Consider the following 22,856-nt stretch of genomic DNA (forward strand, 5'->3'; position numbering starts at 1 on the left):
GGACCAAGCACCTTGGGGCTCCTGCCGGACATGCGATTTCAACGCTTCCGGCACTGGAGACGTACGCTGATGGCGTGGAGTCACTTGATCGGTATGACCATGTCGATTTGTCGCATCCGCCGGTACAGCAAAAAGTCCGATCAAACCCTGTCGCCGACACCATCGAGGCTGTCCTGTCGTGGCCGCTGACGGCCGGCATGGCGTTGTTGATGGCGTCGTGGAAGTTGTGGCAGACAAGGGTGCCACCCATCATCAAGATCATTTCCCTGGTCGCCCTGATCCCTCCGGGCCTTCTGCTGGTCTACGTGGCGTTGGCCGGATAGCTCTCATCGGCGTTGCTCAAGAGTCCGGCCTGCGGGGACAGCGACTCAGTCGATTGCGGCGAGATAGTCAGATACCGCCGAGATGTCACCGGTGTCGGAGATCAGTGCGACATAGCCGTCGGGGCGGATCAGCACGAGGGTTCGGTTGGTCGCGCCGTAGGTGCCGGCAAGATGGCCTTCGGTGTCGGTGATGTCGTTGGGGCCGGTCGGTCGCGCGACGACATGGAGAGTCCTGAGGCCGGGCCGAGAGGCTTCGACCGTTGGCGTGGCCCCGAAGTTCAGTAGCGTGAAGCGGCCGCCGCGGATCAGGTCGAACAGTCGGCGGTCACCCTCCACCGTCGTCAGCTTGGTCGCGTCGGGGGCGCGGTCGCCGGCGCGGAGCAGGGCGGTGTCGTCGCGGTCGTCGCGCGCCAAGGCAGAACCGCGGTAGCCCACGCTGAGCTGCGTCGTGCTCGCATCGCGGCGGGTGGGGATGCTTTTCTGCTCGATCGCCTGTTTGAGGCGCGCGTTCGAGAGCGCGAGTACGCCGGCCGCGACCGGTCGCCGTTCGGCGTCGTAGGTGTCGAGCAGCGCCGGCGAGGCGCCCTTCGCGACCGCCGCGAGTTTCCAGCCGAGGTTGTGCGCGTCCTGGATGCCGGTGTTCATCCCCTGGCCGCCGGCGGGCGAGTGGATGTGCGCCGCGTCGCCGGCGAGGAACACGCGACCTTCGCGGTAGCGGTCGGCGAGGCGGATGTTGGCGCGCCACAGCGACGACCACTCCGGCTCGTGGAGGCGGATGTCGGTACGGCCGCTGCGCCGCTCGAGGATGGCCCGCATGTTCGCGAGGCTGAGTTCGGGGTCCTGTTCCGGCGTGATGCCGGCCTGGTATTGGAAGGTGCTGGTCGAGGGGAGTGGGCAGAGGCTGACGAGGCCCTCCTCATGCCGCCACATGTGCCATGCGTCGCGATCGAGCCCGTCTACCTCGACATCGGCGACGATCATCCGTACCGTCTCGCGGGTCTCGCCGTCGAAAGCGATACCGGCCTGGTTGCGTACGATGCTGTGGCCGCCGTCGCAGCCGACCAGCCAGCGCGCGGTGACCGTCTCGGCCCCGCCGCTCTTGACGAGCACCGCCGACACGCTCTCGTCCGACTGCTCGAAGCTGCTGAGCGCAGTGCCGAACTCGACCGCGCCGCCGAACTCCGTCAGGCGCAGCCTCAGCGCTTCCTCGATCCGCCATTCGGGCGTGATCAGGCTCGCCGGATAAGGGATGTCGGGGCGATCCCTCACCGCTTCGGCGCCGCCCAGTGTCACCTGGCCGTTGGGAGCGGTCGAACAGATCGGCATCGCCATCCGGCCGTTGGCGATCACGCGATCGACGATGCCGAGATCGTCGAACACCTCGAGGGTGCGCGGCTGGACGCCCTTGCCGCGTGAGCCGGGCTGCGGGCCGGGGGCGGCCTCGATCAGGCGGAAGGAGACGCCGCTGCGGGCGAGCTCGCAGGCCAGCGTCAGACCGGTCGGGCCGGCGCCGACGATCAGCACCGTCAGCGCGTCCCGCACCTGCGTTCTCGTCATCTCATCCCCTTGTGTAAGAAAGGAATCCCTTTCTACCCGGGTTTGCTAAGAAATGAAAGCCTTTCTATCGTGGAGTGGTGATTACCCAGGCGTCCGAACCCGTCCGCCGGCGCCGGCACGGCAAGCAACTCGAGTCCGCGCTGCTCGCCGCCGGATGGGACGAGCTGGTCGAGGTCGGGTACGCCCGTCTGACGATGGAATCGATCGCCGTGCGCGCTCGTACCAGCGAGGCCGTGCTCTATCGCCGTTGGGCCAACAAGGATCAGCTCGTGCTGGCCGCGATCGAGCACTACCGGTGCGCCAACCCGGTCGCGGTCCCCGACACCGGTGCCCTGCGCAGCGACCTGCTCGCCCAGCTGACCGCCGTGAGCGAAGCCCTCGCCGGCTTCTTCGCCATCGCCGCGGCCGCCGCCTTCTCGGGACTACTGGCCGACACGGGCCTCACGCCCTCACAGGCCCGCGACAAGGTCATGGCCACCCAGCCGCTCCCGCGTGTCCGGATCATCTACCAACGCGCCCACGACCGCGGCGAGATCGACCTCGAACGCGTCCCCTCAGCCGTGCTCGCCATGCCCTTCGAACTGGTACGACACGACATGCTCATGGACCTCGAACCCCTGAAGCCCGCACGCATCCAATCGATTGTCGACGAACTCTTCCTGCCGCTCGTGCAGAACCATCAGGCGGGCCAGACTCCGGAACCGTAGAAGCGCGTCCAGACGGCGTGTTACCGGGGCGGCTGAGGAACGAGAGGGTGCGGGCTCCATCGGAACCAGGCGTGCTGCCCGCTGATGTGGAGAAGGAAGTCCGCTGCAGGCGGGCCATCGGGTGTGATCAACTCCAGTTGGGCGCTGATCCGCTCATACACGGCGTCCCAGGCTTCGTAATCGAGGTCGCCGTCTGCCTCGATGAGGGCGAGTTCCTGATCGAACAACGGTTCCACGGCCGCGTACCCGGGGTGGGCGACGAAGCGTCCCGACAGCCATGGGAAATCGTTGTCGTTCACGTGTATGTCGCCGACGATTTCCTCGCCGCGACGCAGTTGCCAAACCTGCTCGGCCACACCTGGACGATACCCCTGTCGATCAAGCAGGGGCAGTCAGGGTACGCCAGGTGGCGGGCCGCCTGTAGAGCCGTTTCGGGCGGCCGAGGGCCCGGGCGAGTTCAGGGTTCTCTCGATGAGCGGTCAAGGAGGATGCGACGGAACGGCTACGAGCTGGGTTCCGCGAGGTTGTAGTCGGAAAGCCCGGATTGATCGGGGGTGCCTGAATATGCTGCGGTGATGGGTCATTCGTGTTGCTGGTGATGATCGGGGAGATATGGCGACCATCGTTTTGTTTCATCACATACTGGGGCTCACGCCGGGTGTCACCGCGTTCGCTGATGACCTGCGCGAGGCCGGGCACATCGTTCATACGCCTGACCTCTTCGAGGGCCGCACCTTCGGCGGCATGGAGGAGGGGATGGGTTACGTCCAGGAGATCGGCTTCGGTGCGGTGATCGAGCGTGGTACCCGAGCGGTCGAGGACCTGCCCGCCGACGTGGTCTATGCCGGGTTCTCGCTCGGTGTGCTCTGTGCGCAGAAGCTGGCTCAGACGCGGTCGGGTGCGCGGGGGGCGTTGCTGTACTACTCCTGTGTGCCGCTCTCGGAGTTCGGCGACGCCTGGCCGGACGGCGTACCGGTCCAGGTGCACGGCATGGACGCCGACCCCATTTTTGTCGGCGAGGGCGACGTCGACTTCGCTCGGGAGGTGGTCGAGTCTGCGGAGCAGGGAGAGCTCTTCCTCTATCCCGGTGACCAGCACTACTTCGCTGACCGCACGCTGCCCTCCTACGACCCGGACGCCGCCGCGCTGCTGTTTTCCCGCACCCTGGCGTTCCTGAAGTCCGCGTGACGAGGCCGTGGCCAAGCCCACGCGACGGACGCCGACCTCGACGTGTCGGCCGGTCGCCGGCCACGGCCGACGAGGTCGGCGCCACTGAGCCGTAGCCCTTACATCGTGCCGCCGGCGCGCCCGCGCACGGTCGCGCCGGCGAGTTCCTTGACGCGTCGTGCGGGCACCGGCGCTCCGGGCGTCTGGAAGACCCAGTGTTGGAACTCCGCCGAGTCCAACCCGGCCGGCACATCCCCGAAGTACGGAACGCAGTACACGGGCGTGTTGGGTTCGCTGCGCCAGCTCTCCGCGAGGGTGCCGACGTCCACCGCGTCGTACCCCAGGGCGTCGAGCAGATCAGTCACCTCCGCCTTCGCCGACGCGTCGTCCCCGGCGACGGTCAGCGCGCTCCGGTCGGCCGCGCCGGTCGGCCGCGCCAGCGAGGACAGCTGCTTCGCGGTGATGTTGTTGAGCGCCTTGACCACGCGGGCGCTCGCCAGGTGGCGTTGCACGAGTTCGCTGGAGGTCAGTTCGTTGGAGTCCAGTACGGCGATCTGCCCGTCGCGCACCGGATAGTAGTTCAGGGTGTCGATCACGACGCGACCGGCCAGCGCCTCTCGCGGCAACTGGTCGTAGGCGAAGAGCGGGACGCTCACGACGACGAGGTCCCCTGCCCTGGCCGCTTCGGCCGGAGTGGCCGCCCGCGCCCCCTCGCCGAGTTCGGCGACCAGCTCGCCGAGGGTCTCGGGACCCCGCGAGTTGCTGAGTACGACGTTCCATCCGGCGGCGACGGCGAGCCGGGCGACAGTGCCGCCGATCATGCCGCTCCCGATGAGACCGATGGTCCTGGTCACGTGTCTTTTCCCCTCTGTGATACTGGTATGCGCTACTGATACTCAGTGTCAAGCTAGCCACTGGGATTCCATATTGCAAGTCAGTGGCGGCTGCCGGGTACGATGGCGGAATGAGCACTCCACGAACCAAGACCAGGGACATCGCGCGGAGCGCCGTTCGCGAAGAGCTGGCTGAGGTGGCCTTCGGGGTGTTCTGCCGCGACGGCTTCGAGAAGGCCACCTTCGACGACCTGGCCGCGGCGGCCGGGGTCTCCCGCAGCACCTTCCTGCGCTACTTCGGCACCAAGGAGGAGGTGGTGCTCTGCGCATTCGACCCCCTCGGCGACGAGATGACCGCCGCTCTGCGGGCTCGCCCCGCCGACGAGGACGACTGGACGGCCCTGCGCCGCGCCATCGATCCCGCCGTCGCCTGCTACGCCAGGGACCCCGCCGACAAACTCGCCCTGCTCCGCCTCGTCCAGGCCACTCCCGCTCTGTGCGCCCGCCTCCGTGAAAAGGTGGTCGGATGGCGTCCGCACCTGGCGCGGGCACTCGCCGAACGCTCGGGGGCATCCCCGCTGGCCGCGCTCGTACGAGTGGCGGCGGCCCTGGACTGCCTGACGCTCGCACTGGAGCACTGGGTCGAACTCGACGGCGGTCGCGCCCTCGACGCCATCACCGACGAGGCTTTTGCTTCCCTCACGGTCGCTCGGGGCCGTCATCACGAGCTTCGATAGGACGCTTCACTTCGCCGAAGCGCAGGCGCCGCCTGGCGGATGCGCCGGCCAGCGGTATCGGTAGAAATCCGTGTTCGGGTGAATGGCTTTGTCGTTAGGGTTACGAGGTGAGCAGGAAGCTGTCCAGGCAGGAGCCCTATCGATGCCCCGTGAAATCATTTCCACCCCTGAGGCGCCGGAGTACCCCACTTACAGCCAGGCGGTGAAGGTCGGTAACACGATCTATGTCGCCGGAACCGTCGGAATCGATGTCGCGACCGGGGAGTTCGCGGGACCTACAGTTCAGGAGCAGGCCCGTCAGGCGTTGCGCAATTGCCAGGCGATTCTGCGCGCCGGTGGCGCTGAGTTGAGTGACGCCGTCATGGTCCACACGTTGCTCATGCGGCCCGAGGACGCGGACGGCCTGATCGAGGTCTTCGATGAGTTCTTTCCCGACGTACGGCCGCCGCGCTGCGTGAGCAAACTGGGCGTCGACCGGCCGGGTCTTCTGGTGTCGATCGCCATGACAGCCGTTACGGACTGAGGTCTACGTGTGATCTCACCAGAGGTCGTCGACTTGCTGTGCCTTGGCGGAGATCGCTGAGCCATCCAGTCCTGTTGCCGTCACGTCAATGCCAACCTCGCTCCACTCGACGAGGATTTCGAATTTCTCGGGCGGAGGAAGGGGATGGATCGCGAAGGCCGCCTCGTAGGTGCGTATGGATGCGTACCCTGAGGAGGATCGAGGCATCCAGGTGTAGCTGAGTCGGGTGCTGCCTTCGGTTTCCTGGGTCGGGTCCACGACGCCGTCGGCGAATCGGATCGCGATCTTGAGGCCGCCGTCCGGAATGATGGAGTGGTTTCGGAACAGGTCGGACGCGGCTGCGTTGGCCTGCCCGCTGAGCAGGGCGGAGTTCTGCGCGATTTCAAGCTCTACCACCACCGAATCCCGGTATACGCGCATCAGCGGGAGGGTGATGGTGATCCCGGGGGAGCGGGCCAGGATTCTCTCGACGGTTAATATTCTCGCTAGCTGCAGGAATGGCGCGCTGAGCACGTCGACGTTTTCCACTTTTCCTCATTTCTCTGAACGAGGACCCGAGGGTGCGGATTTCCATGAACCCTACACCCTCGGGCTTTGGGGAATGCAGGTCAGCTGCCGCCGCAGTCGGCCACCGTGAACGTGAAGGTCCGGCTGTTGTTGTTCTCGTTGACCTCGGGGATGCCGTCGTCGAAGTCGGCGGTGAACGAGACCGAGTGCACGCCCGCCGTGATGTCGTGCCAGATGTGGTCGTGGCTGTCGGCGGTTCCGGCCGGGATGCTGAAGTGGCCGCCGTCGAAGACGGTCCCGGCGTCGTCCACCCAGCGAATGCCGAAGAACCCCGTCTCGACCGTGCCCCTGTTCTTGATCATTGCGCGTACGGTCGGGGAGTTGCCCGCGCAGAGCGGCTCTCCCGGCAGGATCGACATCGAGGTGACCGCCATGTCGGGCCGGGGCCCGGTCGGCCCGCAGGATTTCACGACCAGTTTCACGGTCGCGGTGTTGTTGCTCTCGACGGATTCCTTGATTTCCCGGTTGTGGTCGGCGGCGAACTTGACGATGTGCGTGCCCTGGGAGATGTCCGGGAGGACGAAATCCACCAAGGTCGATCCGCCTGTCGGAATGGCGGTGTGCGTGGAGGTCTCGGCGATGTCGTCGTCGACCTCCCAGCGGTACGGGAACACGCCGGTGGGAGCCTGCCCGCTGTTGTGGACGGTGGCCCGGACGGTCGGTGAATCTCCTGCGCAGATCGGATCGCCCGACGTCTCGGTCACCTTGGTGACGTTGATGTCAGGGCGCGGCCCCGGATTCGGCTCGGGATCGAAGGGCCTCGGAATCAGGAGATGCGCCAGGTCGTAGGCGGCCCCGTCGGCTGTGCCGGCATGGTAGTCCTCGTGCGTACGGCTGCAGAAGGCGTTGCCGTCGTTGCTGCCGTTGAGAAGCACGTCGATACACGCCTGGATCCTGTTCGCCTGGGCCCGGCCGCAGACGGGGTCGCCGCCGTGGCAGTACGACTGCCCGTAAGGCAGCCAGCCCGGCAGGCGCGACTTGATCAGCAGAGCGTCCCGAACGCCGGCCAGGTCGGCCGCCTTGTCGTACATCAGGCTCATGAGTCCTTCGACCATGTTGCTGTAGTTCTTCGCGGCGAACGGATCGTCGCGGTCGAAGGACGGATCGCCGAACAGAACGACGGCTTTGATTTTGGATCCGTACGCCGCCTGGAAATCCGGGGCCAGCATGGCCTGTTTGATCACCCAGGCGCCCTGGGAGTAGCCGACCAGGACGAGTTTCTCCTCGCAGGTGTGGTCGAGCGCTGCGCGTAGGGAGGTGATTCCGCTCTGGACGCTGGGCGGGGTGAAGGACACCGAGTCGATGATCTGGTCGAAGAGTTCCGGGACGCCGACCGCCGGATAGTCGACCTCGTGCGGCGTCATCGTGACCGGGGGATCGGCCTCGTCGAGAAGTGTTTTGAGCACCGTGTAGGTCTTGTGGACGGGTGTGCCCATCTTCACCTGCGCGTCGAGAGGGTCTTCGCCCGAGCCGCGTACTCCCAGAAAGCCCACCTGGGCGCAATCGGCCGCGGCCCGGGCGGCTCCGCCCACTAGGGAGAGCAGCCCGGGGAGTGCCAATGCGGTGATGAACATTCGGCGTAATCGAAGAGCCATGGGATGCGCCTTCCATCGGTATTCGGGCCTCGATTATTACGAGCGACCCGGCAGAAGGGGCACGGCGATTTGTATCGTTTATCGGGCGAAATGTGTCGAAATCCAGATCGGGCAGAACGTAATTCGGGGTACCTGATCACGATCGTGTGCTCTGATCACTGCCCCGTGCCCGGGCCGCCGGATCAGGCTGAGGCGGCGAGCCGCCGCCGTACGGACGCGGACAGCTGGTCGACGGCCACGACCAGGACGAGGACCACGAGGATGTGGGTGGCCATTTCGTCGAAGCGGAAGAGCTTGATGGACTGGTTGATGAGGAAGCCGATGCCGCCCGCGCCGACGAGGCCGAGGACGAGGGACGCGCGGACGTTCACGTCGAAGCGGTAGAGGAGGAGGCCGACGAACTGGGGGACGACCGCGGCGAGGACCACCGTGGCCCGCTGGCAGAGCGCCCGCGCGATCGCGACCCGCTGCTGGCCACCCGACAGCCGTCCGGCCCGTTCGGCGGCCCGGTCGGCCAGGCCCACCCGGTCCAGGCAGGTCATCGCCTCCTCGCGCAGTTCGCGCGGGTACAGCGCGGGTGTGAGCGAGTGGCGCAGGGGCAGCCGCCCGAGCGCCCCCGCGCACACGTTGTCGATCGCGCTGCGCCGCTTCACCAGGTGGATCTGCTGGAACACCATGGCGGGGCGGCCGTCCACGCGGACCGTGCCGGCGTCCGGCGTCTCCAGTCCGGCGGCGCACCGCAGCGCGGTCGACTTGCCGCCGCGGCGGCCAGTCGTCGTGCGTGCATATCGGACTCTCCAGATTCGAGTCGAGCGGGGTTCGGCCGAGCCGGTTCAGTCGTGCAGGTCGTCCAGGACGCGCGGGGCCAGCCCAAGCGCCGTGGTCATGCCGATGCCGGAGGTCACCGCGACCACGCGGACGCCGGGCATCGGGGCGGCGTTGAGGAACGGGCGCTCCGCGGAGGCGTACACGCCGCGCCAGCGTTCGCGGACGTCCAGGCGGGGCACCCCGAGCAGTCGCGCGGTCTCGGCCAGCACGTGCCGGTCGAGCGCGTCGGCGTTGAAGGGGTCGACGGTGGTGGCGTACGCGTGGGTGTCGCCGATGGTGAGGTCCCCGTCGGGGCGCTGGGTGAACATGAGGTTCATCCCGATCCCGACGAGTTCGGCGCTCTCGGCTGCCAGCCGGCCCCGTACGGCGGGCAGGCTCGGGCAGGCCGCGAAGCCGTCGTAGCGCAGCAGCGAGAAGCCGGTCAGCACGGCCGGTTCGATCTCGCGCCGGTGCGGGTCGGCGACGCGGAGCATGTGCAGGACGCACCGGCGTACCCCGTTGGCCTCGGCCAGGCCGGGGAAGTGCCGGTCGACGTCGTGGCCGACCGCGACCACCACGCGTCCGGCGGTGATCCGGCCCCGGCTGGTGCCGACCAGGCCGGGCTCGATGGTGTGCGCGGTGGTGCCCCAGTGGAACCGTACGCCCTGGCCGGCCAGCCAGGCGGCGATCGCGTGCACCGCCTCGCGGGCGTCCACCCGCACGTCCAGCGGGAACCACGCGCCGCCGACGGCCTCGGGTCCCGCCGGAACCCGGGCGGTGACGCCCGCCCGGTCGAGCAGCACGACCTGGTCGCCGCGTTCGGCCTGGAGTTCGGCCAGCACGGCCATCTCGTCGTCGGCCCTGGCGACCAGGACGGTCCCGGCGTCGCGCAGCCAGAACCCGGCCTCCTTGGCCAGCTTGAGCCAGGCGGTCCTGGCCTCCAGCGCGTACCCGAGGGCCTCGCCGGACTGCGCGGTGAAGCAGCCGTGCCCGAAGTTGCGCACCGAGGCCCCGGTGGCGTGGCCGTCACGTTCGACGACGGCGACCGAGAGCCCGCGCGCCACGGCGTCCACCGCGTGCGCCAGCCCGACGATCCCCGCCCCCACGACCACCAGGTCGGCCGAGCCCAGAGAACTTGTCATGACAAGTACGGTGCAACCGTCGCCACGCATCGTCAACAGAGCGTGGGCATATGTCACTACATGTTTTCCTGCCTGTCACCCGGCTCGGATAACTTCCTGGAATGACCTGGCCACCTGTAATGTCAAGTCACATGGACGGCCCCCTGTACGAGCGCATCGCCGCCGAGATCCGCCACCAGATCGCCTCGGGCAACCTGCCGGTGGGCGCGGCGCTCCCGTCGGAGTCGCAGCTCTGCGAACACTGGGGGGCCTCCCGCGCCCCGGTGCGGCAGGCGCTGGCCGCCCTCCGCGCCGAGGGACTCATCGGCGGCGGGCAGGGCAAACCGCCCGTGGTCCGCTCCCAGGCCGTCACCCAGTCGTTCGAGACGTTCCTGTCCTTCTCCCGCTGGGCGCAGGACCTGGGCCGCACGCCCGGCCAGCGCACCCTGGAGATCGCGAAACGCCCCGCCTCGCCCGAGGCCGCGGACGCCCTCGGCCTCGCCGAGGGGGAGCCGGTCGTCGAACTGCTGCGGGTGCGCCTGCTGGACGGCATCCCCGCCATGATCGAACGCACGGCGTTCGTCTGGTCCGTCGGCCGCCTGCTGTTCGACCACGACTGCGACTCCGGCTCGATCTTCGCCTACCTCAGTTCCCAGGGCGTCGACCTCTCCCGGGGCCGGCACGTTTTCGACGCCGTCAACGCCGACTCCACCGACTCCGAGCTTTTGGAGATCCCCGCCGGCGCGGCGCTGCTCCGCGAACGCCGCCACACCTCCTCGGCCGCCGGCGACCCCCTGGAGTACTCCGACGACCGCTACCGCCCCGACCTGGTCTCCTTCACCATCGAGAACTCCCAGCAGGCGGTCCGCCCCGCCCTGCTGCGCACCCAAGGACTCACCTCATGATCGAACTGGCCGTCCTGGACATCGCCGGGACCACCATCGAAGAGCACGGTTCGGTCTACGTGGCCCTCGAACAGGCCGTCCGCGCCGCGGGCGCCACCCCGGCCCGTACGGACATCGAAGCCTGGATGGGCGCCGACAAGCACGAGGCCATCACCGCCCTGCTCGGCTCCTCCGGCCGGACCGACGAGGTCTACGCCGACTTCCGCGCCCGCCTCGACCGACTGTACGCCGAGAACCCGCCCGTCCCGCTCCCCGGTGTGCCGGAAGCGCTCGCCGCCCTCCGCGCGTCCGGGACGAAGGTCGTCCTGACCACCGGATTCGACCGTGACGTCACCGACGCCCTGCTGGCTTCGGTCGGCTGGGACAAGGACGTGCTCGACGCGGTCGTCTGCGTGGACGACGTGCCGGCGGGACGCCCCGCGCCGTACATGATCTTCCGGGCGATGGAGGCCGCCGGGGTGCGCGACGTCCGGCGCGTCCTCACGGCGGGCGACACCGCCAGGGACCTCGAAGCGGGGACGAACGCGGGAGCCCGGTTCGTCATCGGCGTGCTGACGGGCAGCCAGGACGCCGCCGTGCTCGGCACCGCTCCCCACACCCACCTGCTGGCCGGTGTGGCCGACATTCCCGGCTTTCTCACCGCGCAGGCGGCCTGACCGGGGGTCGCTCGCCCGCTGTTCGCCCGGTATTCGCCTGCTGGTCGCCGGGATACACAAGGCTGCTGGAACGTTACTTCGAGCCGTCTGCTGCGGCGACCTGTCAAAAGGGCCTGAATTGCTTAAGAAATGGCGTGGGACAGCCACCCTGTTAGTCGCGTTCCTGACCGCTGCTCCGCTTCTCGTGTCGCCCGCCTCCGCGGCGGAACCGGTTCCCTCCATCAAGGTCAACGAGGTCGAGTCCAACGGCGGCACACCCGGCGACTGGGTGGAGCTGGTCAACACGGGGACGACGGCCGTGGACCTGTCGGGCTGGCTCGTGAAGGACAACGACGACACGCACGTCTTCACGATCGCCCCGGGCACGTCGATCGCTCCCGGCGCGTTCCTGCCGGTGGACGTGGAGACGGCCTACGGCCTGGGCGGCGCCGACTCGGCCCGGCTGTTCCTGCCGGACGGCGTGACGCTCGCCGATTCGTACAGCTGGACCGCGCACGCGCCGATCACGTACGGCCGCTGCCCGAACGGGGTGGGCGCGTTCGCCGCCACCACCACGTCGACCAAGGGCGCGGCCAACGACTGCGGCGCGCCCGCGTCCGCGGTGAAGATCAACGAGATCGAGTCCAACGGCGGCACGCCGGGCGACTGGGTGGAGCTGGTCAACACGGGGACGACCGCCGCCGACGTGTCCGGCTGGATCGTCAAGGACAACGACGACACCCACATCTACACGATCGCCCCGGGCACCTCCATCGCTCCCGGCGCGTTCCTGCCCGTGGACGTGGAGACGGCCTACGGGCTCGGCGCCGCCGACTCCGCCCGGCTCTTCCTGCCGGACGGCCTGACCCTCCGGGACTCCCACACCTGGACCGCCCACGCCACGACCACGTACGGCCGCTGCCCCGACGGCACGGGCGAGTTCGCGGAGACCACCACGCCGAGCAAGGGCGCGGCCAACACGTGCGCCGGGCAGGTCCCCGCCTCGCCGTGGCCCGGCGGAGCGGCCGTCGCCACCGCCGACGACGCCGGCGTGTTCGGCGGCAACATGAGCGGCCTCGCCTACCAGCCCTCCGGCGACGCCGCCCCCGGCGTGCTCTGGGCGGTCAAGAACGGCCCCGGCATGCTGTACCGCCTGGAGTGGAACGGCGCCACGTGGGCGCCCGCCACGACCGACGGCTGGAACGCCGGCAAGACGCTGCGCTACCCGTCGGGCGCCGGCGACCCCGACGCCGAGGGCGTGACCCTGACCTCGGCCGGTCTCGCCGGCGGCGTGTTCGTCTCGACCGAACGCGACAACGGCGTCAGCGGCGTCAGCCGCCCCGCCATCCTCCGCTTCGACCCGTCCGGTACGGCCACCACCCTCACCGCCACGAAGGAGTGGAACCTCACCGCGGACCTGCCCGCGGTCGGCGCCAACGCCGGTCTTGAGGCGATCTCCTGGATCCCCGACTCGTTCCTGACCTCGAAGGGCTTCCGCGACGAGCGCACCGGCGCGGCCTACCAGCCGGCCGACTACCCCGGCCACGGCGACGGGCTGTTCTTCGTCGGGCTCGAGGGCAACGGCAGCGTCTACGCGTACGCGCTCGACCAGAACGGCGGCGCGTTCACCAGGATCGCGACGATCGTGAGCGGCTTCCCCGGCGTGATGGACCTCGAGTTCGAGCCCGAGTCGAAGCACTTCTGGGTGGTCTGCGACGACACCTGCACCGGCCGCACCGCCACCTTCGACATCGACGCCACCGGCAGGTTCACCGCCGGCAACCGGTACGAGCGCCCGGCCTCGATGCCCAACCTCAACAACGAGGGCTTCGCCATCGCGCCGCAGCAGGAGTGCGTGGACGGCCACAAGCCCGTCTTCTGGACCGACGACAGCAACACCGGCGGCCACGCGCTGCGCAGCGGCACGATCAACTGCACCGTCCTCGATCTCGACGCGGACGACGACGGCGTCAACGACGACGTGGACGTGACGTTCCCGCCGGGCACCTCGCAGGCGAACAACCCGGCCAACGAGACGTTCTCCGACCGGCTCCGCGGCGGCACCACGTCGGGCAAGATCCTCGACCGCGACGGCCGTACGCTGGCGGTCTCCGACGCCGCCGCCCCCGCCGGGGTCCTGGTGGCCACCGGTCCGGGCTCGCTCCCGGCACGGATCCAGCTGGCCGACCACTTCGGCACGATCGACCTGGGGCAGGGCTCCTACAAGCTCACCGCCTCCGGCAAGACGGCCACGATCACGACGGTCACCGGCGAGCAGGCGGTCGTCACCGTCACCGTGAACGGCACGCCGATCACCCAGACCGTCGGCGCGGGCGCGTCCCTCACCTTCACCGAAGTGCCGGGCAACGGCACGGTCGCCGGTCTGACCGGCATCCGGCGCACGGGCGCCGTCACCCTCCGCGCGAACGGCCTGCCCGCTGCCGCCTGCGCCGGCATCGACGTCCAGAACGTCATGGTCGCCACCAGCGCCACCAGCGTGATCTCCGGCACCGGCGGCAACGACCTGATCATCGGCCGGTCCGGCGACGACCGCGTCAACGGGAACGGCGGTGACGACTGCGTCGCGACCCAGGGCGGCGACGACGAGATCGTCACGGCCGGCGGCGGCGACTGGATCGACGCGGGCAACGGGAACAACGTGGTGACCGCGGGCGGCGGCGACGACACCGTCACCGCCGGGAACGGCGACGACAGCGTGGACTGCGGGGCGGGCGTGGACGTGGCGCGGCCGGGCCGTGGCGCGAACACGAACGTCGGCGAGGGCTGCGAGACGTTCTGAGCCTGACCAGCCCGTGGCCTGCTCGCGCAGGTCACGGGCTCTGTCGTTGGCGTGTCGGTGCCTGCCGCACGGGTAGGGGAACAGCGTGGCAGTCGACAACGGCACAGCGAACGCAGTGAGGTGAGGACCATGCCACGAGGTTCCAGTCCCAAGCGGGAACGGCAGTACAAGCACATCAAGGACAGCGTCAAGAAGCGCGGGGAGAGCGAGAAGCGGGCCGAGGAGATCGCGGCCAGGACGGTCAACAAGGAGCGTGCCCGATCGGGTGAGGCCAAGACGGCGAGCCGTACCTCGCTCAAGGACATCTCCTCCTCCCGGCGCGGCGGGCTCCGCTCCCACACGGGCGCGGGCGGCCGCACCAAGCAGCAGCTCTACTCGGAGGCGCAGCGCCGGAACATCAAGGGCCGTTCCGCCATGACGAAGGCGCAACTGGAGAAGGCGCTCGGCTGACCGCGTTAGGGAGGCGTTCCTCCGGGCAGTCGGGTGCTCATGGTTACTCTGCTTTGGCTCATCGCCGTAGTGCTGGTCATCGCCGGGATCTACGTCATCCTGGCCCGCCGGGACATCCTCTGGGGGATCGTCCTCATCGTCGTCGGCCTGCTCGTCGGACCGGGCGGCGTAAGCATCTTCAACGTCTAGCCGCCCCGGGGAGGGCGTCAAGCAATCTCAAGCTGGGCGAACACGACGATTCCGGCCATCAACCAGGCCACGCAATCGCCGACATGCCCTGAATGCACGGTGTGCAATGCATCCCTGATCGGCCGGGTGCCGGTCCTGGCACGTACTGCCAGGTCCGGCACCCGGCCGTCCCACACGCCCAGCACGGCCACCGCCAGCGCGGCGAGTATCTTCGGAAGCCACGCCAGCCACTCGATTCCGGTCGGATCGTACGGGCTACCGGTCCCAGGGGGCGGTCTCGCCCATCTTGTCGTAGTACTTGGCCAGGTGGGCCTTGACCCGCCCGACCTCGCCCTGCGGAATGTCCACCCCGCCCCGCGCCCCCTGCATGATCCCTCCGGCCGCCATCACCGCGCGCGGCACGGCCTTCAGCTTCCCGTCGACCACGTCGGCGATGAGGAGCTTGTAGCTCCCGAAGTTCTGGGGTTCGTCGCCGTCGTACCAGACGTGCGCGTCACGGTAGGCCGCGTCCGGGGCCTCCTCCGCTCCGGCCCACTTGCGGACACGATCGTCGGCCGCGTCCCCGTCCCACTCACGGGAACGATCGGCCAGGGGCAGATTCTGGAATCGCGTAACAGTCATAACAAACCCCTGCCCGCCTACACACACCCAAACAGCCCGTGGAGGTCTGACGGCCCGCTCGTGTCGTCTTTACGTGGGCGGGGGCTTACCCGCTTCGCCGATGGGCACGCGTTCGTTAGGTGATCAGATCGAGGGGCACTGGAGGGGAATGTCCGATAAACCGAACCAGACGCCGCCGGCGCAGACGCAGAGGTATCCGGGGAGCAGCGGGGAGATGACTCCCGAGCCGCGGGATGAGATGCGTGACTACGAGGGGCGTGGGCTGCTTGAGGGCAGGCGGGCGCTGATCACTGGAGGGGATTCGGGGATCGGGCGGGCGGTCGCGGTGGCGTTCGCGAAGGAGGGGGCGGATGTCGCGATCGCGTACCTGACCGAGCATGAGGACGCGGAGCACACCCGCAAGCTGGTGGAGCAGGCCGGGCGGCGGTGCGTGCTGCTGCCGGGGGATCTCGGGCAGGCCGATCACTGCGCGGAGGTGGTCGAGGAGACGGTGCGTGAGCTGGGCGGGCTGGAGATTCTCGTCAACAATGTCGCGTATCAGCAACCGGTGGACTCTCTCGACGAGCTCAGCGATGAGCAGTGGGAGCACACGTTCGCCGTCAACATTCACAGCTACTTCCGGGTGACCAGGGCGGCGCTGCGGCATATGGGCGAGGGCGCCGCCATCGTCAACACCTCCTCGATCAACGGGTTGCGCGGTAACAAGACCCTGATCGACTATGCCGCGACCAAGGGCGCGATCAACGCGTTCACCCAGTCGATGGCGCAGAACCTGATGGAGCGGGGGATCCGGGTCAATGCGGTCGCGCCGGGGCCGGTGTGGACGCCGCTGATTCCGGCCACCTTCCCGCCGGAGAGGGTCGACGAGTTCGGCAAGCAGGCGCCGATGAAACGGGCCGCGGATCCGGATGAGATCGCGCCGTCGTATGTGTTCTTCGCCGCCGGGCGGCTCTCGTCGTACTACACGGGCGAGGTGCTGGCGCCCGTCGGCGGCGAAACGCTGCCGGGCTGACATGGGGGAACTGCGGCCCAGCGATCCCGCCGAACCCGGGATCACGCGCCGCCGCCGAGGGCGTTCCTTCTCGTACGCCTACGCCGACGGCCGCCCCGTGAAGGACCGGCGCACCCTCAAGCGGATCAGGGCGCTGGTTCTCCCGCCGGCCTGGCGGGACGTCTGGATCTGCCGCGACCCCGACGGCCACATCCAGGCCGTGGGCACCGACGCCGACGGGCGGCGGCAGTACCGCTACCACGACGTCTGGCGCGAGGAGCAGGACCGGGCCAAGTTCGAGCGGGTGGGGAAACTGGCCGAACGGCTGCCCGATTTCCGGGAGAAGGTCCGGGCCGACCTCGACGAGAAGGGCCTGACCAGGGATCGGGTCCTGGCCGCTGCCGCGAGGATGCTCGACCTCGGCCTGTTCCGGGTCGGCGGCGAGGCGTACGAGTCCGTCGGCCTGGCCACCCTGCGCGTGGAGCACGTGAGCTGTACGGCGGACCGGGTGACGTGCTCCTACCCGGCCAAGGGCGGCAAGCCGCGCGAGGTCGAGATCACCGATCCGGACGTCCGCGAGGTCGTCGCCGCCCTGTGCGAGGCGCATGACGAGGGCGAGTTGCTCCGCTACGAGCGGGACGGCGCGTGGATCGACGTCAGGAGTGACGACATCAACGCGTACCTGCGGGAACGATTCGACGCCGAGGTGACGGCCAAGGACTTCCGTACCTGGCACGCCACCGTGTACGCCGCCGTCGGGCTGGCGGTTTCGAAGCGGGTGCGTACCAGGACCGGCCGGCGCAGGGCCGTCACCCGGGTCATGAAGGAGGTGGCCGAGTATCTCGGCAACACTCCGGCGGTCGCGCGGGCCTCGTACGTGGACCCGCGCGTGACCGCCGCGTACGAGCGGGGGAAGACGATCGAGCGCGCCCTCGCCGACCTGGGCCGGGACGACGGCCCGGCCACCCACGGCCCGGCCGAACGCGCGGTCGTCGCCCTCCTCAAACGCGCGCCGCGCTAGAACGCACACGGGCAGGTCGAAGAGGCCCGGGTCGGCGGGGAAGGTTCAGGCCAGGAGCGCCTCCCCGATCCAGCCGCCGGGGCCGCAGCCCGGCGGGATGTGGAACACGGCCGACCCGATCGGGGTCGTCCACTCGTTGAGCAGGTCGGCCTCGGCCAGACGCCGCTGCAAGGGGACGAACTGCCGGGCGACGTCGGCCTGATAGGAGGCGAACAGCAGTCCCGTGTCGGGTACGCCGTCCTGGGCGAGGCCGTCGTCGTAGTTGTAGACCCGCCGCAGGATCCGCAGGTTCGGGTCCTCGACCCTGGCGCGGCGGATGTGGGCGTACTCGGAGATGACGGGGAATCCGGCGGGGGTGAGCCGCTCGAAGTCCGGTTCGTCGTGTTCGCGCGAGCCGGTCAGGGGAGCGCCGTCGGACAGGCGGCGGCCGATGGTGAACTCCTTGGCCACGGTGTCGGCGGCGTCCCAGGTCTCCATGTCGGTGTGGATCCGGCGCAGGACCAGCGTGGTGCCGTCGCCCGACCAGACGGCACGCTCGAAGTCGGCGTCTCCGGGGACGGGGTTGACGGTTCCGTCGAGCTGGCCCATCACGTTGCGCTGGGTGTGGGTCGGCTCCTGCGTGTGGGCGGCGCGCCGGAACCCCCGCTGGGTCCATCTGACCGTGGCGAACGACCGGGCGTCCTTGACGATCATCCGGAGGGCGTGGCTGACCGTGAGCGGATCGTCGGCGCAGATCTGCGCGAGCAGGTCGCCGCCGTTCCAGCGCTCCTGGAGCCTGTCGATGGAGAACGCCGGCAGGGGCTCGACCGGCGCGGGAAGGCCGGCCGCCTTGAACAGGCCGGGGCCGAAGCCGAAGGTCACGGTGAGGCGGGCGGGCAGCGCCGCCAGCTCCGGTTCGGTGTCGGCCAGGGCCGCCCGCCCCTGGGTGAGGCGGCGGGCGTCGTCGGTGAGCAGCCGCATCAGGCGGGCCAGGCCGTCCCGGTCGGCGCCGGCGCGCAGGTCGAAGGCGGCGAACACCGCGTGCGCCTGGGCGGGCGTGGCGATGCCCGCCTGGCGTACGCCGTGGAAGGGCTCCACGGCCGCGCCGAGGACGGGAACCGCCGCCGGTGACGCCGCCGGGACGGTCTCCGGTGCCCGGGTCATCGCCATGGCCGTGCCCGCCACCGCGCCGGCGGCGGCCACGGCTCCGCCCGCGAACAGGCCCCGGCGGGTGAGCCGGACCCCGGGGCGGGGGCCCGGCTCATCGCGCGGGTCAGCCATCGGAGTCACTCCCCATGTCCATGCCGGGCTGGTAGTCCTCCTTGGCCCCCGCGAAATCCTTGCCCAGCGCGGTGAACGCGAACGTGCCGCCGTCCTTGAGGGTGAGCGTGAAGGGGATCTCCGCGCCGGGCTTCACCTCTTCCGCGACCTTCATGAGCATGATGTGGTCGCCGCCCGGCTCCAGGGTGTGCGAGCCGTGCGCGGGGATCACGAAGCCGCCCTCCTTGGGCTGCATGACCATCTTCCCCTTGGCCTCCACGACCTCGTGGAGTTCGACCATCGGGGCCAGCGGCGTGCTCGCCGACACCACGGCGATGTCGGCGGCGGAGTTGTTGACGAGGGTGCCGAAGGCGGCGGTCATGCCCTCCTTGGTGGTCTTGACCCAGGGGTCGGTGATGGTGAGCGCGGGAGCCGCGGCGGACGGCGAGGCCACCGCGGCCGGCGCGACGACGGCGGCCGGAGACGCGGTCTGCCGCGCACCGCAGGCGGAGACGGTCGCGACGGCGGCGATGGCGAGTGTGACGAAGACATGACGCGAAGACATGGGAATGCCCTTCCGCAAGCACTGGTGGAATCGGCGCGTACGCCGACGACACCCCTGGTCAGGGGTGCGAAGAGAAACCGAGAAGGCTGCGCCGACCTCGGGGATCAGGCAGTGACAGTGCCGGCGGCGGGAGGTGGGCCGCGTCGCCCCACCTGGTGGCCGAGCATGGCGGAGCGCGGCGTCGGCGCCGACTCCACCAGCGGAAGAACGAACGAGACGTACGCCGGATCGACGGCGGCCACGACGATGAGCCGCAACCGGCTCTCCAGCCGACGCAGCAGCGCCCACACCAGGGCCTCGCCGCGCGACAGCCACAACGCGGTCATGCCCGCCGCCCACGCGTGCGTGACCAGCATCCCGAGACCGGGCACCAGCCCCGAATGCACGTGCCCGGAGTGCGCGGCGGCCAGCGGCTCGACCGTGTGCGCGACCGAGAAGAGCACGTGGAGCGCCGCCTGCGAGGCCGCGAGCGCCAGGAAGATCACGCCTCTGGATCGTTCGCGCCCGGCCACGGCGAAGGCGAGCAGGAAGGAGCCGGCCATCGCGACCAGCAGGGTACGCGCGGAGACGGCCCCGCCCGCGAAGACGTGCGCCCCGAGGCCCAGGACGACCGAGACCACGGCGAACGCGGCGGCCCGGACGGCTCTCAGGAACATCGTGGCTGACATGGCGCCGCCATCATCGCACGGGAACAGGCCGCTCCCCCTCCCGCCCTCACCACCGATCGCCCCCAGCACAGCCCTGGTGGACCCCCAACGGCGAGGACAGGGAGGGCCGGCTCCCGGCCCAGCCCGGGAGCCGGCCTTGCAGCCGACCGGCCCCGAGGCTCTTGGCTCCCGAGCTGCGCAGGACGTCACGAAGGACCTCAGCGCGACCTGCTGACACGGCCGAGCACGACGTCGACGACCAGGAAGGCGAGCAGGGAGATGCCGAGCAGCGGGATGAACACGCCCACCGCGACCGCCACCGCCGCCACGGGCAGGAGCACCGCCTTGGGCACCGCCCGCCAGCCGCCCCGCTCGTACGGCGCGGCGAAGCCGCGGGTGGGCCGCCGCAGCCACCACATCCGGTAACCCCAGACGATCATGGTGATGAGCCCGGCGGCGAGGGCGGCCAGCAGGATCTGGTTGGGCAGGCCGAACAGCACGCCCATGTGGCCGTCGATGCCCCACCGGACCAGCTTGGCCGCCAGCGGGAAGTCGTCGAAGCGCAGCTCCGCGGTCACCTGACCGGTCGCCGGGTCGACGGCGACCTGGTCGTTTCGCTGGGGAATCTCCCGGTCCATCTCCTTGACCGTGTACGCGGCGCCCGCTTCGGCGGGCCAGACGATCTCCAGCGGGCCGGACAGACCGCTCCCGGCCGCCGCCCCCGCGATCCGGTCGGCGTCGGCCCCGGAGGCGGGCTGCGCGGAGGTGCCGGAGTGACCGGCGTGGTCGCCGCCGGAGGAGGGCAGCGACGGCGTGGTCCAGCCGAGCGCCGTCTGGACCTTGTCGACGTTCGCGCCCGCGTAGGTGGACCACGTCAGGCCGGTCGCCGAGAGGAAGAGCAGGCCGACCACGATCCAGATGCCCACGGACCCGTGCCAGGACAGCGTCCGCCGCAGCCCCGTCGCCTTGCGGTCGGGCCGCAGCGTACGGAGGCGGTGGCTCAGCCACAGCACGACGCCACCGAGGGCGACCAGCCACAGCCAACTGGCGGCCAGCTCGCTGTAGAGACGGCCGGGTTCGCCCAGGTGCAGGTGGCGGTGGAGGGTCGAGATCCAGGTACGGACGGGCAGCGCGCCCGAACTCCCGTAACTGTGCTCCGCGCCGAGCACCTTGCCGGTGGCCGGATCGACGAAGACGGCTAACCGCGTGGATTCCGGCAGGCCGTCCACGTTCAGCAGGACCTGGGTGGTCTGCCCCGGTTCGGCGGCGGGGCGTACGGCGCTGATGGAGCCCTGGGGATGGGCGGTCCGGGCCGCGTCGATCTGCTGGGCCAGGGGAAGCGCCGCCTGTCCGGGCTGGGCGGGCGCCGTGGTCAGCACGTCGGAGTAGACGATCTTCTCGATCTGGAAGGAGGCGGCGTACAGCAGGCCGGTGGTGGCGGCCACCAGCAGGAAGGGGGCGACGAGGATGCCGGCGTAGAAGTGCAGGCGCAGCAGGAGGGCGCGCAGCGCGGGCCACGTGGCGGGCCGGGACTTTTCGGGGGCAGGCTGAAGCTCGCGTACATCAGAGGTCATGGGGTTCTCCGTTCACGGGGGTACGCCCAGCGAGGGGTTCGTCGAGTCGACGCAGAGTCGACGCGGCCGCGATGGCCGAGCCGGTCAGCGCGTCCCGCGGCCATGGCGGCGGGACGGCGTACGGACGGGGGCATGCGGTGACACGGTGCGGCCCAGGACGGCCGGCACCGGCGGAAGAGGATTCACGGGCACACGGCCCGGATCAGACGAACGACCCCACGGGCGGCCCACGCCAGGAGACGGCGGCGGCCAGCAGTCGGCTGGCGAACGAAGGCCCGGTTTCCACGGCGGGCCGCGAGACCACCGGCCGTACGGCCGGGATCCGCCACAGCAGCAGCGTGAACACGGCCGCGACGAGCAGGTGCAGCACCGTGGCCAGCGCGGTCTCCCCGCGCTCCAGCCAGTAGGCCGACAGGAGGGCGGTCACGGCGTGGGCCAGCAGCATCGTGAGGCCCACGGCCAGGCCGCCGTGATCGTGACCGGGGATCGGCGGCTGCGGTGCGGCGGCGGTGAACAGGTGGTGCAGGCCGTACTGGGCGGCGAAGGCGGCGGTGAGCAGGGCGCCCATGCCCCGCCGCCGCCGGGCCAGCACGAACGCTCCGGCCGAGACCAGGGCCGAGGCCCCGGCCAGAGTGGTCAGGCCGACGGCAGCGCCTCCGGCGAACACGTGCATGCCGAGCGACACGGTCACGCACACGACCGCGAAGGCGGTCGAGCGCAACAGGCGTAACACCGGCACGCGCATATCCTGACAGAGATCGTCGGCCGTGCCGAGCCCAACGAGTCGATTTCCCGGTCGCCGCCGCCCGCGCGGACGCCGGGAGCAGCGGGATCAGCCCGCTGCGGACGATTGAACCTTCCCGATCCGCTGAATCTTTCCGGATCGACCCTTCGAAGTTCCTCGACGCTCCGGACCTGCGGTACGCCGCACCCCCGGCCCTGGCCGCGACACTGTCCGCGTCCTGACCGGCCTGATCGCCTACAGCACGCGGGAGGCCGCCGGTAACGGGGCCAGGCCGGCGGCACCCGTCGGCACATCGGGGTGGCCACCGGCGTGGGCGGCATCGCCGGAGCTCTGCTGGGAGCCGCCGTCGCCCGCCGGACCCGGGAACGTGCCCTGACCCTGCTCCTGGGCGTGATCGCCACCGCCACCGCGACCAGTCACCTATTACGACCCTGAAACCGAACTCGTGCGTTCTCGGATCTCGGCGGGACCGATTATTTTCAGGGCGCGATATAGCGTCGCCTGAATGGGGCGGGCCCGTGGGTAGTCCGAGTTATT

27 protein-coding genes are annotated in these 22,856 nt (G+C 69.8%); 12 read left to right on the forward strand and 15 right to left on the reverse strand.

The annotated features are described in order from the left end of the window. The first annotated feature begins 74 nt into the window (after window positions 1-74). Window positions 75-323: a hypothetical protein gene (locus Aph01nite_RS11015; protein WP_204040706.1), complete on the forward strand. Its 249-nt coding sequence runs from the start codon at window positions 75-77 to the stop codon at window positions 321-323. 45 nt (window positions 324-368) lie between these two features. Here Aph01nite_RS11015 and Aph01nite_RS11020 read toward each other — a convergent pair whose 3' ends face one another. After that, entirely contained in the window at window positions 369-1,880 is a 1,512-nt protein-coding gene (locus Aph01nite_RS11020) for an FAD-dependent oxidoreductase (protein ID WP_204040707.1), read from the reverse strand. A gap of 77 nt (window positions 1,881-1,957) precedes the next feature. Here Aph01nite_RS11020 and Aph01nite_RS11025 point away from each other — a divergent pair, with 77 nt between their 5' ends. Next, window positions 1,958-2,587 (forward strand): TetR/AcrR family transcriptional regulator, encoded by a 630-nt coding sequence (locus Aph01nite_RS11025; RefSeq protein WP_204040708.1) that lies wholly within the window; start codon window positions 1,958-1,960, stop codon window positions 2,585-2,587. Between the two features lie 20 nt (window positions 2,588-2,607). Here Aph01nite_RS11025 and Aph01nite_RS11030 read toward each other — a convergent pair whose 3' ends face one another. Beyond that, window positions 2,608-2,943 (reverse strand): hypothetical protein, encoded by a 336-nt coding sequence (locus Aph01nite_RS11030; protein ID WP_204040709.1) that lies wholly within the window; start codon window positions 2,941-2,943, stop codon window positions 2,608-2,610. Window positions 2,944-3,199: 256 nt separating this feature from the next. On the opposite strand from Aph01nite_RS11030, the gene Aph01nite_RS11035 reads away from it, so the two are divergent. Beyond that, the gene (locus Aph01nite_RS11035) at window positions 3,200-3,775 is read left to right on the forward strand and encodes a dienelactone hydrolase family protein (RefSeq protein WP_204040710.1); all 576 of its coding nucleotides are present in this window, start codon (window positions 3,200-3,202) and stop codon (window positions 3,773-3,775) included. Window positions 3,776-3,873: 98 nt separating this feature from the next. Here Aph01nite_RS11035 and Aph01nite_RS11040 read toward each other — a convergent pair whose 3' ends face one another. Continuing rightward, window positions 3,874-4,629 carry an NADPH-dependent F420 reductase gene (locus tag Aph01nite_RS11040; protein WP_373872285.1) on the reverse strand — a complete coding sequence of 252 codons (756 nt, stop codon included), beginning with the start codon at window positions 4,627-4,629 and terminating at the stop codon, window positions 3,874-3,876. A gap of 89 nt (window positions 4,630-4,718) precedes the next feature. Here Aph01nite_RS11040 and Aph01nite_RS11045 point away from each other — a divergent pair, with 89 nt between their 5' ends. Further along, entirely contained in the window at window positions 4,719-5,324 is a 606-nt protein-coding gene (locus tag Aph01nite_RS11045; protein WP_204040711.1) for a TetR/AcrR family transcriptional regulator, read from the forward strand. Between the two features lie 142 nt (window positions 5,325-5,466). After that, window positions 5,467-5,847 carry a RidA family protein gene (locus tag Aph01nite_RS11050; RefSeq protein ID WP_204040712.1) on the forward strand — a complete coding sequence of 127 codons (381 nt, stop codon included), beginning with the start codon at window positions 5,467-5,469 and terminating at the stop codon, window positions 5,845-5,847. A gap of 15 nt (window positions 5,848-5,862) precedes the next feature. Here the strand turns inward: Aph01nite_RS11050 and Aph01nite_RS11055 are convergent, their stop codons facing one another. From Aph01nite_RS11055 to Aph01nite_RS11070, 4 genes are all read right to left on the reverse strand, one after another. Next, window positions 5,863-6,375 (reverse strand): hypothetical protein, encoded by a 513-nt coding sequence (locus Aph01nite_RS11055; RefSeq protein ID WP_204040713.1) that lies wholly within the window; start codon window positions 6,373-6,375, stop codon window positions 5,863-5,865. An 80-nt stretch (window positions 6,376-6,455) separates the two neighbouring features. Further along, window positions 6,456-8,009, reverse strand: coding sequence for a CARDB domain-containing protein (locus Aph01nite_RS11060; protein ID WP_204040714.1), 1,554 nt, complete (start codon window positions 8,007-8,009; stop codon window positions 6,456-6,458). A gap of 182 nt (window positions 8,010-8,191) precedes the next feature. After that, window positions 8,192-8,812, reverse strand: coding sequence for an ATP-binding cassette domain-containing protein (locus Aph01nite_RS42105; RefSeq protein ID WP_204040790.1), 621 nt, complete (start codon window positions 8,810-8,812; stop codon window positions 8,192-8,194). A 30-nt stretch (window positions 8,813-8,842) separates the two neighbouring features. Further along, window positions 8,843-9,958, reverse strand: coding sequence for a TIGR03364 family FAD-dependent oxidoreductase (locus tag Aph01nite_RS11070; protein WP_204040715.1), 1,116 nt, complete (start codon window positions 9,956-9,958; stop codon window positions 8,843-8,845). 131 nt (window positions 9,959-10,089) lie between these two features. On the opposite strand from Aph01nite_RS11070, the gene Aph01nite_RS11075 reads away from it, so the two are divergent. The 5 genes from Aph01nite_RS11075 to Aph01nite_RS11095 all read left to right on the forward strand — a co-directional run bounded on the left by Aph01nite_RS11075 (window position 10,090) and on the right by Aph01nite_RS11095 (window position 14,916). Next, a complete protein-coding gene (locus Aph01nite_RS11075; RefSeq protein ID WP_204040716.1) occupies window positions 10,090-10,842 on the forward strand; it encodes a GntR family transcriptional regulator in 753 nt (250 codons plus the stop codon). Then, window positions 10,839-11,498 (forward strand): phosphonatase-like hydrolase, encoded by a 660-nt coding sequence (locus tag Aph01nite_RS11080; RefSeq protein WP_204040717.1) that lies wholly within the window; start codon window positions 10,839-10,841, stop codon window positions 11,496-11,498. Before Aph01nite_RS11075 ends, Aph01nite_RS11080 begins: the two co-directional genes overlap by 4 nt. Before the next feature lie 184 nt (window positions 11,499-11,682). After that, entirely contained in the window at window positions 11,683-14,277 is a 2,595-nt protein-coding gene (locus Aph01nite_RS11085) for a lamin tail domain-containing protein (protein WP_204040718.1), read from the forward strand. Window positions 14,278-14,406: 129 nt separating this feature from the next. Beyond that, window positions 14,407-14,727: a plasmid stabilization protein gene (locus tag Aph01nite_RS11090; RefSeq protein ID WP_204040719.1), complete on the forward strand. Its 321-nt coding sequence runs from the start codon at window positions 14,407-14,409 to the stop codon at window positions 14,725-14,727. 39 nt (window positions 14,728-14,766) lie between these two features. Then, window positions 14,767-14,916 (forward strand): GPGG-motif small membrane protein, encoded by a 150-nt coding sequence (locus Aph01nite_RS11095; protein ID WP_204040720.1) that lies wholly within the window; start codon window positions 14,767-14,769, stop codon window positions 14,914-14,916. A gap of 17 nt (window positions 14,917-14,933) precedes the next feature. Here Aph01nite_RS11095 and Aph01nite_RS11100 read toward each other — a convergent pair whose 3' ends face one another. Continuing rightward, the gene (locus Aph01nite_RS11100; RefSeq protein WP_204040721.1) at window positions 14,934-15,101 is read right to left on the reverse strand and encodes a hypothetical protein; all 168 of its coding nucleotides are present in this window, start codon (window positions 15,099-15,101) and stop codon (window positions 14,934-14,936) included. A gap of 70 nt (window positions 15,102-15,171) precedes the next feature. Further along, on the reverse strand, window positions 15,172-15,537 hold the full coding sequence (locus Aph01nite_RS11105) for a hypothetical protein (RefSeq protein ID WP_204040722.1): 366 nt from the start codon (window positions 15,535-15,537) through the stop codon (window positions 15,172-15,174). Between the two features lie 148 nt (window positions 15,538-15,685). On the opposite strand from Aph01nite_RS11105, the gene Aph01nite_RS11110 reads away from it, so the two are divergent. Together Aph01nite_RS11110 and Aph01nite_RS11115 are read left to right on the forward strand one after the other, a co-directional pair. Continuing rightward, window positions 15,686-16,549 (forward strand): SDR family oxidoreductase, encoded by an 864-nt coding sequence (locus Aph01nite_RS11110; RefSeq protein WP_204040723.1) that lies wholly within the window; start codon window positions 15,686-15,688, stop codon window positions 16,547-16,549. Between the two features lies 1 nt (window position 16,550). Beyond that, complete coding sequence (locus Aph01nite_RS11115; RefSeq protein ID WP_204040724.1) at window positions 16,551-17,549, forward strand: DNA topoisomerase IB; 999 nt, start codon at window positions 16,551-16,553, stop codon at window positions 17,547-17,549. A 45-nt stretch (window positions 17,550-17,594) separates the two neighbouring features. Here the strand turns inward: Aph01nite_RS11115 and Aph01nite_RS11120 are convergent, their stop codons facing one another. The 6 genes from Aph01nite_RS11120 to Aph01nite_RS11145 all read right to left on the reverse strand — a co-directional run bounded on the left by Aph01nite_RS11120 (window position 17,595) and on the right by Aph01nite_RS11145 (window position 22,739). After that, window positions 17,595-18,809, reverse strand: a complete 1,215-nt coding sequence (locus Aph01nite_RS11120) for a Dyp-type peroxidase (protein WP_204040725.1) — start codon at window positions 18,807-18,809, stop codon at window positions 17,595-17,597. After that, complete coding sequence (locus tag Aph01nite_RS11125) at window positions 18,802-19,353, reverse strand: copper chaperone PCu(A)C (protein ID WP_204040726.1); 552 nt, start codon at window positions 19,351-19,353, stop codon at window positions 18,802-18,804. Before Aph01nite_RS11125 ends, Aph01nite_RS11120 begins: the two co-directional genes overlap by 8 nt. A gap of 104 nt (window positions 19,354-19,457) precedes the next feature. Next, window positions 19,458-20,021, reverse strand: a complete 564-nt coding sequence (locus tag Aph01nite_RS11130; protein WP_204040727.1) for an MFS transporter — start codon at window positions 20,019-20,021, stop codon at window positions 19,458-19,460. Between the two features lie 197 nt (window positions 20,022-20,218). Further along, on the reverse strand, window positions 20,219-21,574 hold the full coding sequence (locus Aph01nite_RS11135; RefSeq protein ID WP_204040728.1) for a PepSY-associated TM helix domain-containing protein: 1,356 nt from the start codon (window positions 21,572-21,574) through the stop codon (window positions 20,219-20,221). A 202-nt stretch (window positions 21,575-21,776) separates the two neighbouring features. Then, window positions 21,777-22,313, reverse strand: a complete 537-nt coding sequence (locus tag Aph01nite_RS11140; RefSeq protein ID WP_204040729.1) for a hypothetical protein — start codon at window positions 22,311-22,313, stop codon at window positions 21,777-21,779. A 240-nt stretch (window positions 22,314-22,553) separates the two neighbouring features. Continuing rightward, entirely contained in the window at window positions 22,554-22,739 is a 186-nt protein-coding gene (locus Aph01nite_RS11145; protein ID WP_204040730.1) for a hypothetical protein, read from the reverse strand. Window positions 22,740-22,856 lie beyond the last annotated feature (117 nt).

It is taken from the genome of Acrocarpospora phusangensis, assembly GCF_016862995.1.
GTDB classification, from domain to species: domain Bacteria; phylum Actinomycetota; class Actinomycetes; order Streptosporangiales; family Streptosporangiaceae; genus Acrocarpospora; species Acrocarpospora phusangensis.

Bases quoted from the DNA above. Each gene is read 5' to 3' on its own strand.
- Aph01nite_RS11090 (WP_204040719.1), top strand. From the start codon at position 14,407: ATGCCACGAGGTTCCAGTCCCAAGCGGGAACGGCAGTACAAGCACATC.
- Aph01nite_RS11080 (WP_204040717.1), top strand. From the start codon at position 10,839: ATGATCGAACTGGCCGTCCTGGACATCGCCGGGACCACCATCGAAGAG.
- Aph01nite_RS11070 (WP_204040715.1), bottom strand. From the start codon at position 9,958: ATGACAAGTTCTCTGGGCTCGGCCGACCTGGTGGTCGTGGGGGCGGGG.
- Aph01nite_RS11120 (WP_204040725.1), bottom strand. From the start codon at position 18,809: ATGGCTGACCCGCGCGATGAGCCGGGCCCCCGCCCCGGGGTCCGGCTC.
- Aph01nite_RS11050 (WP_204040712.1), top strand. From the start codon at position 5,467: ATGCCCCGTGAAATCATTTCCACCCCTGAGGCGCCGGAGTACCCCACT.
- Aph01nite_RS11035 (WP_204040710.1), top strand. From the start codon at position 3,200: ATGGCGACCATCGTTTTGTTTCATCACATACTGGGGCTCACGCCGGGT.
- Aph01nite_RS11060 (WP_204040714.1), bottom strand. From the start codon at position 8,009: ATGGCTCTTCGATTACGCCGAATGTTCATCACCGCATTGGCACTCCCC.
- Aph01nite_RS11115 (WP_204040724.1), top strand. From the start codon at position 16,551: ATGGGGGAACTGCGGCCCAGCGATCCCGCCGAACCCGGGATCACGCGC.
- Aph01nite_RS11125 (WP_204040726.1), bottom strand. From the start codon at position 19,353: ATGTCTTCGCGTCATGTCTTCGTCACACTCGCCATCGCCGCCGTCGCG.
- Aph01nite_RS11110 (WP_204040723.1), top strand. From the start codon at position 15,686: ATGTCCGATAAACCGAACCAGACGCCGCCGGCGCAGACGCAGAGGTAT.
- Aph01nite_RS11045 (WP_204040711.1), top strand. From the start codon at position 4,719: ATGAGCACTCCACGAACCAAGACCAGGGACATCGCGCGGAGCGCCGTT.
- Aph01nite_RS11020 (WP_204040707.1), bottom strand. From the start codon at position 1,880: ATGACGAGAACGCAGGTGCGGGACGCGCTGACGGTGCTGATCGTCGGC.
- Aph01nite_RS11095 (WP_204040720.1), top strand. From the start codon at position 14,767: ATGGTTACTCTGCTTTGGCTCATCGCCGTAGTGCTGGTCATCGCCGGG.
- Aph01nite_RS11135 (WP_204040728.1), bottom strand. From the start codon at position 21,574: ATGACCTCTGATGTACGCGAGCTTCAGCCTGCCCCCGAAAAGTCCCGG.
- Aph01nite_RS11075 (WP_204040716.1), top strand. From the start codon at position 10,090: ATGGACGGCCCCCTGTACGAGCGCATCGCCGCCGAGATCCGCCACCAG.
- Aph01nite_RS11105 (WP_204040722.1), bottom strand. From the start codon at position 15,537: ATGACTGTTACGCGATTCCAGAATCTGCCCCTGGCCGATCGTTCCCGT.
- Aph01nite_RS11130 (WP_204040727.1), bottom strand. From the start codon at position 20,021: ATGTCAGCCACGATGTTCCTGAGAGCCGTCCGGGCCGCCGCGTTCGCC.